Consider the following 12,615-nt stretch of genomic DNA (forward strand, 5'->3'; position numbering starts at 1 on the left):
CGTTGTGACACGGCCGGGCGGGAACTAGAATTTTGCTGTATGGGCGAACTGTGGCAACTGCTTCATCGCCCCGCCGAATACGACGCCGTCCGTACAGCTTTGACCAACGGCAACACCGGTGGTGTCGTGCTCGTCGGCGCCGCCGGAATCGGCAAGACCACCCTGGCGCGGCTCGTCACCTCCGTGCTGCCGAATCCTGTGCGCTGGGCGGCATGTACCGCCTCGTCCCAGGCCATTCCGCTGGGCGCGTTCGCGCCCTGGATCGCCGCGTCGGCCTCACGCGACCCGCTCGCGCTGCTGCACTCGGCGCGGGAGAATCTGCTCGTCGACCCCGGCACCGTGATCGGCGTCGACGACGCCCACCTCCTCGACACACTGTCCGCGACGCTGGTGCACCAGATCGCCGTGGATCGCAGCGCCCGCATCGTCGCCACGGTCCGCACCGGGGAAGCCGTGCCGGACGCGGTCACCTCACTGTGGAAGGACGGCTACCTCGAACGCATCGAGCTGACGCCACTGACCAAACAGCAGTGCGTCGCCCTGGTCGAGACCGTCCTCGGCGGCACCCTGGAAGGGCTCAGCGCCGACGTCATGTGGGAATCCTCCGGTGGCAACCCGCTGTTCCTGCGCAATATGGTCGAGGGCGCGGTCGAGGCGCGCACCCTGACCGACACCGATGGCGTCTGGCAGCTGCGCGGGCCGACCGCGGTGCCGTCGGGGCTGGTCGAGCTGCTCGAGGAACGGCTGACCAGGGCAGGTGAGCCGGTGCTCGAGGCGCTGCGGATGCTGGCCGTCTACGAACCGCTCGACATCGACATCCTGACCGAGCTGGTCGGGGTGGGGGCCGTCGACACGGCCGAGCTCACCGGCATGATCCGGGTCTGCCGACACGGCCCGACGGTCGACGTCCGGTTCAGCCATCCGTTGCTCGGCGAGGTGATCCGCCGTCGGGTCGGCACCGCCGCGGCCCGTAGGCAGCGCGGCCGCATCGTCGAGACACTGCGCGACCGTGATCTGAGCACGCCCGCGCATCGGATCCGGCTGGCGCAGCTGTGTATCGACAGCGATCAGCCGATCGACATCGTCGTGCTGATCAACGCGGCCAAGGACGCGGTGGCCATGTCCAACCTGCCGCTGGCCGAACGGCTCGCGCGCGCCGCGTGCGAGCGCTGCGGCGGGCTGCGCGCGGCCGAACTGCTGTCGCGGGCACTGCTGTGGCAGGGCAGGCCGCACGAAGCCGACGAGATCCTGGCCCGCTTCGACCCCGACCGCCTCGATCCGCTGCAACTCGTCCAGTGGGGCGTGCTCAGGGCGGGCCTGCAGTTCTGGTCGCTGGGCAATGTCACGCGTGCCCGTGACCTGCTCGACCTGCTCGCCGCCCGGGTCGAGTATCCCGCGCTGCGGCTGACGGTCGATGCCTTCGGCGCGGCGATGGCGGTGCACGAGAGCCGGATCGCCGTCGGTATCGAGACCGCCGAGCGCGTCATCGCCGACCCGGATTCACCGTGGCAGGCTGTCGATTTCGCCGCCTTCGCGCTCGGTCTGGCGATGCCGGTGGCCGGACGCGGCGCCGATTTCGCGCCGATCGCGGCCCGGATCACCGCCGAGCAGAAGTCCACCGACGGCATCGTCCGGGTCATGGTGAGGTACGGCGACGTGCTGGCACTGACGACCATCGGCGAGCTCGACCGCGCCGAGCAGCGGGCCTCCGAGTACCGGGAGTTCTCCTCGGCGGGCCAGTTCATCGGGTGGGCGATCGCCAGGATCGCGGTCGCCGTCGTCGCCACCTATCGCGGCCGGTTCCGCGAAGCGATCACCGCCTTCGAACAGGCGCTGGCGGCGCTCAACGCCGAAAGCTCCCTGGCGTGGAAGCTGCCTGCCCGGCTGCTGCTGGCGCGGGCCTATGCGGCGCTGGGCGAGGTCGAACAGGCCGAACGAGTTCTCGCCGATGCCGAGGAACATCGCGGCGCCCACATGGCTCTGCACGAGCCACAGCGGTTGATCGCGCGTGCCTGGGTGGCCGCCGCCGAGCACAGCCAGCACGCGGCGATCGAGCTGGCCCGCAAGGCGGCCGACCTCGCGCACCGCACCGGCCAGTACGCCCTGGAGGCCGAGGCGCTGCATCATGCCGCCCGCTTCGGTGACCGCACCGTCGCCACCCGGCTGGCGACGGTCGCCGCCCGCATCCAAGGGCCCGCCGCGGGCATCTACGCTCGCCACGCCGCCGCCTTCGCCCATGCCGATACGCGCGAGCTGGCCGCCGTCAGCCTCGAATTCGAGACCACCGGCCTGCTGCTGGCCGCCGCCGACGCGGCAGCGCAGGCCGTCCCGATCCACGACCACGCGGGCCAGCGCCGGCCCAGCGCCCAAGCCGCCGCCCGCGCCCAGGCCTTGGCCGCGCGCTGCGACGGCGCCTGCACCCCGGCCATCACCGCCGCCGCGCGTCCGCTCCCGATCACCGAACGGGAACGCGAGATCGCCGCGCTCATCGGTCGCGGACTGTCCAACCGTGCCATCGCCGAACGGCTCTGCGTCTCCGTGCGCACCGTCGAAGGTCATATCTACCGGGCCTGCATCAAGCTCGACGCCTCCGATCGCGAACAACTCGCGAAGCTGATCTGAAGCGCCGTGGCCGTCGCGAGTGACCGTCCACAGGCGGCGATGTCGCGCCGGCGCGCGCGAAACATCGTGGGCGCCATCCTGGTCGCCTGCGCTGCGACTTCCTGCACGAGCGACGGGCCCACTGATCGCGCACCGCTCACGGCGATCGTCACCGCTCCCGCGCCGAGCGTGCCCTCCGGCGACCCCGACCTGGGTGCTCCCGAGCAGGTGGCACGCGGGATCGACGTCCCGTGGGGCCTCGCCTTCCTGCCCGACGGCACGGCGCTGGTGGCCGAACGAGATTCCGGGCGAATTCTGCGCGTGGCGCCGGGCCGCGAACCGGAGCTCTTCGCCGAGGTGCCCGGCGTGGTCGCGCGCGGCGAGGGGGGACTGCTCGGCCTCGCCGTCGCCCCTGACTATGACCGAACCCGGTATGTCTACGCGTATTTCACCGCCGAGGACGACAATCGCATCGTGCGGTTCCGGCACGGAGAACCGGCAGAGGTCGTGTTCGGCGGAATCGCGAAGGCGGGCAACCACAATGGCGGCCGCATCGCCTTCGGGCCCGACGGCATGCTCTACGTCGGCACCGGCGACGCCGGCCGGAGCGGGCTGTCCCAGGACGCCGCGAGCCCCAACGGCAAGATCCTGCGGATCACCCCCGACGGCGCACCGGCGCCGGGCAATCCGACCCCCGGCTCGCCGGTCTACAGCCTCGGCCACCGCAATGTGCAAGGTCTGGCCTGGGACGGCACGGGCGCGCTCTACGCCGCCGAGTTCGGCCAGAACCGGGTGGACGAGCTCAACCTGATCGAGCCGGGCCGCAACTACGGCTGGCCCGAGGTCGAGGGATCCGGCGGTGCGAACAGTGGTTTCACCGACCCCCTGCTCACCTGGTCGACCTCGGAAGCCTCGCCCTCCGGCATCGCGATCGCGGGGAACACGCTCTACGTAGCCGCTCTGCGTGGTGAAAGACTCTGGACCGCAACAGTATCCAACGGCACTGCGACGAATCCCCGTGACGTTCTCGGTGATTCCTACGGCCGACTGCGCACCGTCGCCGTGGCACCGGACGGCGCACTCTGGCTCACCACCTCGAACACCGACGGCCGCGGCGACATTCGTGACGGGGACGACCGTATCCTCCGCTTCCCGGCCCGCTGATCGTTGCGGACTTCGGTACTACCCTGCGGGCAAGGCCTCGCCGAATCCCCGGTTGGCCATCCATCGAAGGAGTTTCCCGATGCCGGACAGTCCCGCGTTGGTTCCCGCCGACCCGGCCGTGCTGCATCCGATGCCCGGCCAGCCGCGCGTGGTGCTGCTGAAACCGCTGGTCACCTCGCCGTTGATCGAGGTCGGGGAGTTCTCCTACTACGACGACCCCGACGATCCGACGGCATTCGAGACGCGCAACGTCCTCTACCACTACGGACCGGAGAAGCTGATCATCGGGAAGTTCTGTGCCCTTGGCACGGGCGTGCGGTTCATCATGAACGGCGCCAACCACCGCATGGACGGCCCGTCGACGTTCCCCTTCCCGACCATGGGCGGCTCGTGGTCGGATCATGTCGATCTGCTCACCGGCCTGCCGAGCCGCGGCGACACCGTCGTGGGTAACGACGTCTGGTTCGGCAACGGCGCGACGGTGATGCCCGGCGTGCGGATCGGGCACGGCGCGATCATCAGCACCGGTTCCGTTGTCACCTCCGACGTGCCCGACTACGGCATCGTCGGCGGAAATCCGGCCCGCCTCATCCGATCTCGCTACAGCGACGAGGACATCGCCCGCCTGCTCGCCGTCGCCTGGTGGGACTGGCCGCTCGACCACATCACCGCGCAGGTGCCGACGATCATGTCGGGCAGCATCGCCGACCTCGAAGCCGCCGCACCGCAGCGCTGATCCGCCGGGGGTGGCTACGCGTTGCCGATCTGTTCGACGTAGCCGGTGCCGCTGATCGCTGTGCCACGGAACGTCCCGGTGTAGCGGTAGCTGCCGACGTAGCCGCCGGTCATGCCGTAGATGTAGTCGTCGTTGGCGACCGCGTCGATGTGGATCAGCGGTCCGCCGTTCTCGTCGTCGACAGCCCAGGTGAACGCGGTGCCCAGGGTCATCTCCCGGCCGGCCGGGGTGTGACGGGGCGTCGGTTCGCGCTCGGTGATCCGGTAGTGGTAGCCGTCCTCGTAGACTCCGCCGTGGTCCTCGCGGGACCGGACGTAGACGGCCTGCTGCAGGGGAACACCCAGCGGCCCACGGACTTCCACCATCAGCACCTGGGTGTCGGCGTCGATATTGATGATCTGGTAGGTGAAGAAGCCGATGAACAGATCCACCGCGACGGCGCGGGCGTATTCGAGCGTGCTGAGTCCGGACAGGCCGTAGCGCGTGCCGTGATGCTCGACGGTGCCCTCGTACTCGCACAGCAGCGACCAGTGGTCGTACAGCCCGCCGCGTAGCTTCGCGAAATGCGCGACCTTGTCGGTGGCGCGCACTCGCAGATCCGCCCGGAACTCCGGATTGCGATAGGCGACAGTGAAATCGGGGTAGGTGCCCCGCAGCGCGAAGTCCGCACCGAAGCGGATCATGCTCGCATCGGGCTCCAGTTGCAGGTCGCGCTCGACCTGAAAGCCGCGGAACTGGCCGGGAAACCGGACCGCGGTGCCTGCCAGCAGGTTGGCGGTATCGGCATCGGAGGTCTCGATCAGCTGCGCGTTGCGGAAGGCCTTGACCTTCGGCTGCCCGATCACGGTGATGAAGTCCAGGAAATTCAGCGGTGCGGGCAGACCGGGGAACATGAGTCCGTAGTGGACGGTGCGATGGCGCCCGCGCGGCGGATGGAACGGGGTGCTCGGGTCGAAGGGGGTGCCGCTCAGTGCGTGCGAGCCGGAGACGGTGCGTTGCAGGCCGTGGAGCAGGGGAGTGGTTATCGCCATGGTGGATCAGGGCCTTTCGCGGAAGGGACGAGCGCGGCACTCGTGCTGACCAAGTGGAAAATTACTTGTTGGTCAATTCCGATGTCAACCATCGATCCGGTGGGCGCGAAGATCTCGCACCCGCAATTGACCAGCGGTCTGGGCGCGGTAAATTTCCGATCAGCGGCTGTGGGTCAACGCGGTGGCGGAAGGGAGACGGTGATGGGCACTGCCGGGACGAAAGGTGTGCCGCGAGCCGAGCGAGAACAACAGCTCCTCGACATCGCAGGCGAGCAGATCAGCCACGCGGGCTACGCCGGACTGTCCCCCGGTGCCGTCGCGGCCGCGGTCGGAGTGTCGAAACCCCTGGTATTCCACTACTTTCACAGCAAGGAAGGCCTGTACGCCGCGTGCGTCGAGCGGGCGGCCGACACCGTGTGCGGGGCCATCGAGTCGGTGTTCGACGGGTCGCCCGGAATCGCGATGGCCGAACGCACACTCGAGGTCGTCATCGGTGTCCTCGCCCGGCGACCGCACGATTGGAACGTGCTGCTCGACACCTCGCATCCGGTCCACGGCGTCGCCGCCGACGCCGCGCACCGGGCCCGGCGGCGCATCGCCGATCAGGCCCAGCGCGGTGCCGCCGCCCTGCTCGCGGAGCGTGGAATCACCGACGCCGCCGACCTGTCTGCGCTCACCGACGTCTGGATGGGCGTGGTGACGGCCATGGTGAACTGGTGGCTGCGACACCCGGACGAAAGCGCGGACGCGATGATCGCCCGCTGCCGACGGCTCATGGGCGCGCTGTTCTGGAGCGGACCGGCCGACGGCCAGTCACCGGCGTAACCGGGAAAACGCCGCCTTCAGAGCGCGCCTGCCAGGTCGTCGAGCAGGCGCCGCTTGGACCTGGCGCCGACGACGGTCCGCACCGGGATGCCGTCGCGGAACAGCATCAGGGTCGGCATCGACAGCACGGCGTAGTCCGCCGTGGTCCGCGGATTGGCGTCCACGTCGATTTTGACGATCGCCATCCGGCCCGCTTCCTCGTTGGCCAGCTCGTCCAGCACCGGCTCGATCATCTTGCACGGTGGGCACCACGCGGCGGTGAACTCGACGAGCACCGGCAGGCCGGCATCGAGCACCTCGCGCGCGAATGTCACATCGGTCACGGTGGCGACGGTCTTGGTCATGGTCTCTCCTCGGTGGCCGGGGCCGGAAAATCGCCCCGATGAGGTGACGGTAGGGATTGACCTCGACGTCAAGGCAAGTAGTGCGGAGCTATTGAGTCGGTTGTCCAGGAGTCCGGCCGACGAGCAGCGGCGATAGCGCTGACCGGCCCGACGATGCCAACTTCCATCTATACGTGCCGGTAACCCTCGGACGCTGTTCACATATACGGAGTAGAGGTGCACACTGCCCTTGAACCGGAGTTCGAATTCGCACCCGTCCCGGGCAACGTCCTAGGTAATGGAAAGGAGTCGGCGAGTGTTCAGCCGCATCGCCATCGTCAACAGGGGAGAGGCCGCAATGCGGCTCATCCATGCCGTCCGTGATCTGGCAGCGGCGACCGGGCTACCGATCGAAACGGTCGCCCTCTACACCGACGTCGACCGCAACGCCACGTTCGTCCGGTCGGCCGATATCGCCTACGACCTCGGTCCGGCCTCGGCGCGCCCGTACCTGGATCTCAAGGTGCTCGAGAAGGCACTGGTCGCCACCAAGGCCGACGCGGCCTGGGTCGGCTGGGGCTTCGTCGCCGAGGACCCGGCCTTCGCCGAACTGTGCGAGCACATCGGCGTCACCTTCATCGGCCCGAGCGCGGACGCCATGCGCAAGCTGGGCGACAAGATCGGCGCCAAGCTGCTGGCCGAAGAGGTCGGCGTACCCGTCGCGCCGTGGAGCCGAGGCGGGGTCGACACGGTCGAGGACGCCATCACGGCAGCCACCGAGATCGGCTACCCGCTGATGCTGAAGGCGACCGCGGGCGGCGGCGGCCGCGGTATCCGCATGATCACCAACGAAGCCGAACTCGTCGACGCCTATGAGCGCACCCGCCAGGAAGCCGCGCGGGCCTTCGGCAGCGGCGTCGTGTTCCTGGAGCGCCTGGTCACCGGCGCTCGCCACGTCGAGGTTCAGGTGATCGCCGACGGTCAGGGCACCGCGTGGGCGCTCGGCGTCCGCGACTGCTCGGTGCAGCGCCGCAACCAGAAGGTCATCGAGGAGTCGGCCTCACCGGTCCTGAGCCCCGAGCAGGCCGCCGAACTGAAGGCCTCGGCCGAGCGCCTGGCCGTCGCGGTCGGCTACCGCGGCGCGGCGACCGTCGAGTTCCTGTACCACCCGGGTGAGCAACTCTTCGCGTTCCTCGAGGTCAACACCCGTCTGCAGGTCGAGCACCCGATCACCGAGTGCACCACCGGTTTCGACCTCGTCCAGGCTCAGCTGTCGGTGGCCTCCGGTGGCAAGCTCGAGGGCGAACCGCCCGCCGAGCGCGGCCACGCCATCGAGGCGCGGCTCAACGCCGAGGACCCCGACCGCGACTTCGCGCCCGCACCGGGCCGCATCGTGCGCCTCGACCTGCCCGCGGGCCCCGGCATCCGCGTCGACACCGGCGTCAGCGAGGGCGACACCATCCCCGCCGACTTCGACTCGATGATCGCCAAGATCATCGCCTACGGCCGCGACCGCGACGAGGCGCTGGGCAGGCTGCGCCGCGCGATGGCGCAGACCAGGGTCGTCATCGAAGGCGGCGCGACGAACAAGAGCTTCGTCCTGGACCTGCTCGACCAGCCCGAGGTGATCGACGCCAGCGCCGACACCGGCTGGATCGACCGGGTGCGCAGCGAGGGCCGCCTCGTCACGCATCGCCACTCCGCCATCGCGCTGGCCGCCGCCGCGATCGACGCCTACGAGGACGACGAGCGGGTCGAGCGGCACCGGCTGATCTCGACCGCCTCCGGTGGTCGTCCGCAGGTGCAGCACGAGAGCGGGCGCCCGCTCGATCTCAAGCTGCGCGGCGCGAGCTACCGGGTCCGCGTCGCCCGCATCGGCGCGCACCGCTTCCGCGTCGGCATCGAGGCAGGGACCGAGCTGGTCACCGCCGACGTCGACCTCGAGCGGTTCGATCTGCACACCGGCCAGATCGTCGTCAACGGCAGCCGCTACCGCCTGGTTACCGGCACCCACGGGCCGACCCATGTGATCGACGTCGACGGCGTGACCCACCGGATCAGCCGCGACGAGGGCGGCGTCGTCCGCTCGCCCGCGCCCGCGCTGGTCGTCGGTACGCCGGTCGAGGTCGGCGCCGAGGTCGAGGCAGGCGCCGCGGTGCTCGTGCTGGAGAGCATGAAGATGGAGACGGTGCTGCGCGCGCCGTTCCGCGCCCGGCTGAAGGAGTGCGCGGTCTCGGTCGGCACCCAGGTCGAGACCGGCGCGCCGCTGCTGCGCCTGGAACCGCTCGCCGACGAGGACGACGAGGCCGCCGAGACCGAAACGGCGGGCACCGTCGAGCTCGACCTGCCCAGCGAGCCCGCACCGCGGCAGACGCACGAGCGGCTCGCCCGCGGCCTGCAGGACCTGCGGAGTCTGCTCCTCGGTTTCGACGTGGATCCGCACGACGACCGCCGCGTGCTCGACGACTACCTCACGGCCCGCCGCGAATCCGTCGCCGCCAACCACCGGCCGCTGGCCGAGGAGCTCGAACTCGTCGAGGTGTTCGCCGATCTCGCCGCGCTGAGCCACAACCGCTCGGCCGACGACGAACCCGGCCAGAGCCACGTGCACAGCGACCGCGAGTACTTCCACACCTACCTGCAGAGCCTCGATGCCGATCGGGCCGGTCTGCCGGAGTCCTACCGCGCCAAGCTCGCGCAGGCACTCGGCCAGTACGGCGTCACCGAGCTGGACCGCACGCCCGACCTGGAATCCGCGGTCTTCCGGATCTTCCTCGCCCAGCAGCGCCCCGCCGACACCGTCGAGGTCATCACGACGCTGCTGCGGGAGTGGCTGCGCGAGCCGATGCCCGATCAGGTGCTGCGCGAACCCGTCGGCCTGACCCTGGAACGCCTTGTCGTGGCCACCCAGGTGCGGTTCCCGGTGATCGCCGACTTGTGCCGCGGCCTGGTATACGGCTGGTACGGCCAGCCGCTCCTGCGCCGCAACCGTGCCCGTGTCTACACCAATGTCCGCAGGCACCTGACGCATCTGGACGCGCACCCGGATACGGCCGATCGCGCCGAGCGCATCGCCGACATGGTGCGCAGCACCGAGCCGCTGGTGCGGCTGCTCGGCCAGCGGCTCGAGCGCGACAAGCCCGACCACACCCCGATGCTCGAGGTGCTGACCCGCCGCTACTACGGCAACAAGGGCGTCACCGGCGTCCACACCGAGCACGTCGGTGGCTGCGCCTTCGTCGTCGCCGAGCGTGACGGCGCGAGCCTGGCCTCGGCCGCGGTGAGTTTCGACGCGCTCGGCACCGCGCTGAGCGGGCTCGGCGAGCTGGCGAGCGGGGCGGCCTCGGTCGACGCCGACATCTACCTCAGCTGGGTAGCCCAGCCCGAGGACTCCGACGCGATGGCGGCGGCGCTGCAGGAAGTCCTCGCCGCGCACCAGCTGCCCCCGCAGGTGCACCGGATCACGGCCACGGTCGCGGGCAGCAACGGCGCGGTCATGCACCACCACTTCACCTTCCGCCCCTCGGCCACCGGAATGGCCGAGGAGCGGCTGATCCGCGGTCTGCACCCCTACATCGCGCAGCGGATGCAGATGGAGCGGCTGCGCAAGTTCGACCTCACCCGGCTGCCGTCCTCCGACGACGAGGAGGTCTACCTGTTCCGGTGCGTGGCGAAGGGCAATCCGTCCGACGACCGTCTCATCGCCTTCGCCCAGGTCCGCGACCTGGCCGCGCTGCGTGACCAGGACGGCAGGCTGCTCGCGCTGCCCACGGCCGAGGCCACCATCGCCACCTGTGTCGACTCGATCCGCCGCGCCCAGTCCCGGCGGCCGTCGGCCAAGCGCCTCAGCACCAACCGCATCGTGATGTACATCTGGCCGCCGATGGATGTCACGAGGGACGAACTGCGGACCATCGGCGGGCACGTCCTGCCGACGGCGGCGGGCGCCGGGCTGGAGGAGATCCTGCTCATCGCGCGGCAGCGCGACGCGAAGACCGGTGAGCTGACGAAGGTCGGTGTGCGCATCTCCTTCGACGCCACCGGTGGCTCCGAGGTGACGGTCGGCGACCTGTCCGACGAGCCGGTCGAGCCCGTCGACGAGTACCGGCAGAAGGTGCTGCGGGCCGCGGCGCGCAACACCGTGTACCCGTACGAATTGACCGGTGTACTGGGCAGTTTCGCCGAGTACGACCTCGACGCCGACCATGCGCTGGTGCCCGTCGACCGGCCGAAGGGCCGCAACAAAGCGGCCATCGTCGCCGGTGTCGTCACCACGCCGACCACCCAGCATCCCGAGGGCGTCACCCGGGTGCTGCTGCTCGGCGACCCCACCAAGTCGCTCGGCGCGCTGTCGGAACCCGAGTGCCGCCGGGTGATCGCGGCGCTCGATCTCGCCGAACGCCTGCAGGTTCCGCTCGAGTGGTACGCGCTGTCCTCCGGCGCCCGGATCTCGATGGAATCGGGCACCGAGAACATGGACTGGGTCGCCGCCGCGCTCAAGCGCATCGTCGAGTTCACCCAGGACGGCGGCGAGATCAACATCGTGGTCGCCGGCATCAACGTCGGCGCGCAGCCGTACTGGAATGCCGAGGCCACCATGCTGATGCACACCAAGGGCGTGCTGGTGATGACGCCGGAGTCGGCGATGGTGCTCACCGGCAAGCAGTCGCTGGACTTCTCCGGTGGCGTGTCGGCCGAGGACAACTTCGGCATCGGTGGCTACGACCGGGTGATGGGCCCCAACGGCCAGGCGCAGTACTGGGCGCCGAACCTGGCCGCCGCCCGCGACGTGCTGATGGCGCATTACGACCACACCTACGTCGCCCCGGGTGAGCAGGCGCCGCGCCGGTCGCAGACGGTCGACCCGATCGACCGCGACATCTCCGGCTTCCCGCACGTGCTCGCCGACAGCAGCTTCGCCACCGTCGGCGAGATCTTCTCCGCCGCCGCCAACCCGGATCGCAAGAAGCCCTTCGACATCCGGACCGTGATGCGGGCGCTGGCCGACCAGGACCACCCTGTGCTGGAGCGCTGGGCAGGAATGGCCGACGCCGAGACCGCGGTGGTGCAGGACGCGCATCTGGGCGGAATCCCGGTGTGCCTGTTGGGCATCGAGTCGCGCAATGTGCCGCGGCGCGGTTACCCGTCGACCGACGGACCCGACACCTACACCGCGGGCACGCTGTTCCCCCAGTCGTCGAAGAAGGCGGCAAGGGCGATCAACGCGGCCAGCGGCAACCGGCCGCTGGTTGTGCTGGCGAACCTGTCCGGCTTCGACGGTTCCCCGGAGTCGATGCGCAAGCTGCAGCTCGAGTACGGCGCCGAGATCGGCCGCGCCATCGTGAACTTCCAGGGCCCCATCGTGTTCTGCGTGATCTCGCGCTATCACGGCGGTGCGTTCGTGGTGTTCTCCAAGGCGCTGAACCCGAACATGACCGTGCTCGCGCTGGAAGGCTCGTTCGCGTCGGTCCTCGGTGGCGCTCCCGCCGCCGCGGTGGTGTTCGCCGGCGAGGTCAACTCCCGGACCGCGGCCGACCCGCGCGTGCGCGACCTGGAAACCCAGGCCGCCAACGCGTTCGGCACCGACCGCGCGACCCTGACCGCGGAACTCGACGAGGTCCGCTCCTCGGTCCGGGCGGAGAAGCTGGGCGATGTGGCCGCGGAGTTCGACCGTGTCCACAACATCCAGCGCGCCGTCGAGGTCGGTTCGGTCGACGCCATCGTCAGCGTCGCCGAACTGCGCCCCCGGATCATCGACGCCATCGAGACCCGTCTGCCTCGGTAACCGTCGAAACCTGGTGAAGTGCGCCGCCCACCCCGGGTAATCCGGGGTGGGCGGCCGGAGTTGGGCTGGCGCGAGCCGGCCCCGGCGCGGAACCGCCGGTCGCGGGCGAGGGGGGCGCCCGGGGCGCCGGCCCGGCGGCGCCGTGGGGCC

7 protein-coding genes are annotated in these 12,615 nt (G+C 70.0%); 5 read left to right on the top strand and 2 right to left on the bottom strand.

What is annotated here, in order from left to right:
- The first annotated feature begins 39 nt into the window (after window positions 1-39).
- From ACWF9G_RS21540 to ACWF9G_RS21550, 3 genes are all read left to right on the top strand, one after another.
- Window positions 40-2,622 carry a LuxR C-terminal-related transcriptional regulator gene (locus tag ACWF9G_RS21540; protein ID WP_452517346.1) on the top strand — a complete coding sequence of 861 codons (2,583 nt, stop codon included), beginning with the start codon at window positions 40-42 and terminating at the stop codon, window positions 2,620-2,622.
- A gap of 39 nt (window positions 2,623-2,661) precedes the next feature.
- Window positions 2,662-3,765: a PQQ-dependent sugar dehydrogenase gene (locus tag ACWF9G_RS21545; RefSeq protein WP_452517347.1), complete on the top strand. Its 1,104-nt coding sequence runs from the start codon at window positions 2,662-2,664 to the stop codon at window positions 3,763-3,765.
- Between the two features lie 79 nt (window positions 3,766-3,844).
- Window positions 3,845-4,501: a CatB-related O-acetyltransferase gene (locus ACWF9G_RS21550; protein ID WP_379304064.1), complete on the top strand. Its 657-nt coding sequence runs from the start codon at window positions 3,845-3,847 to the stop codon at window positions 4,499-4,501.
- A 14-nt stretch (window positions 4,502-4,515) separates the two neighbouring features.
- Here the strand turns inward: ACWF9G_RS21550 and ACWF9G_RS21555 are convergent, their stop codons facing one another.
- Complete coding sequence (locus ACWF9G_RS21555) at window positions 4,516-5,532, bottom strand: DUF6670 family protein (RefSeq protein WP_452517350.1); 1,017 nt, start codon at window positions 5,530-5,532, stop codon at window positions 4,516-4,518.
- Window positions 5,533-5,733: 201 nt separating this feature from the next.
- Here ACWF9G_RS21555 and ACWF9G_RS21560 point away from each other — a divergent pair, with 201 nt between their 5' ends.
- Window positions 5,734-6,357 carry a TetR/AcrR family transcriptional regulator gene (locus tag ACWF9G_RS21560; protein WP_452517352.1) on the top strand — a complete coding sequence of 208 codons (624 nt, stop codon included), beginning with the start codon at window positions 5,734-5,736 and terminating at the stop codon, window positions 6,355-6,357.
- Between the two features lie 17 nt (window positions 6,358-6,374).
- On the opposite strand, the gene trxA is transcribed toward ACWF9G_RS21560, so the two are convergent.
- A complete protein-coding gene (gene trxA, locus ACWF9G_RS21565; RefSeq protein ID WP_379304058.1) occupies window positions 6,375-6,701 on the bottom strand; it encodes a thioredoxin in 327 nt (108 codons plus the stop codon).
- A 295-nt stretch (window positions 6,702-6,996) separates the two neighbouring features.
- Between trxA and ACWF9G_RS21570 the strand changes: the two genes are divergently transcribed.
- On the top strand, window positions 6,997-12,465 hold the full coding sequence (locus tag ACWF9G_RS21570) for an ATP-binding protein (protein WP_452517354.1): 5,469 nt from the start codon (window positions 6,997-6,999) through the stop codon (window positions 12,463-12,465).
- Window positions 12,466-12,615: the final 150 nt, after the last annotated feature.

Source organism: Nocardia sp. NPDC055029, from assembly GCF_053608525.1.

Bases quoted from the DNA above. Each gene is read 5' to 3' on its own strand.
- trxA (WP_379304058.1), bottom strand. From the start codon at position 6,701: ATGACCAAGACCGTCGCCACCGTGACCGATGTGACATTCGCGCGCGAG.
- ACWF9G_RS21555 (WP_452517350.1), bottom strand. From the start codon at position 5,532: ATGGCGATAACCACTCCCCTGCTCCACGGCCTGCAACGCACCGTCTCC.
- ACWF9G_RS21550 (WP_379304064.1), top strand. From the start codon at position 3,845: ATGCCGGACAGTCCCGCGTTGGTTCCCGCCGACCCGGCCGTGCTGCAT.
- ACWF9G_RS21540 (WP_452517346.1), top strand. From the start codon at position 40: ATGGGCGAACTGTGGCAACTGCTTCATCGCCCCGCCGAATACGACGCC.
- ACWF9G_RS21545 (WP_452517347.1), top strand. From the start codon at position 2,662: ATGTCGCGCCGGCGCGCGCGAAACATCGTGGGCGCCATCCTGGTCGCC.
- ACWF9G_RS21560 (WP_452517352.1), top strand. From the start codon at position 5,734: ATGGGCACTGCCGGGACGAAAGGTGTGCCGCGAGCCGAGCGAGAACAA.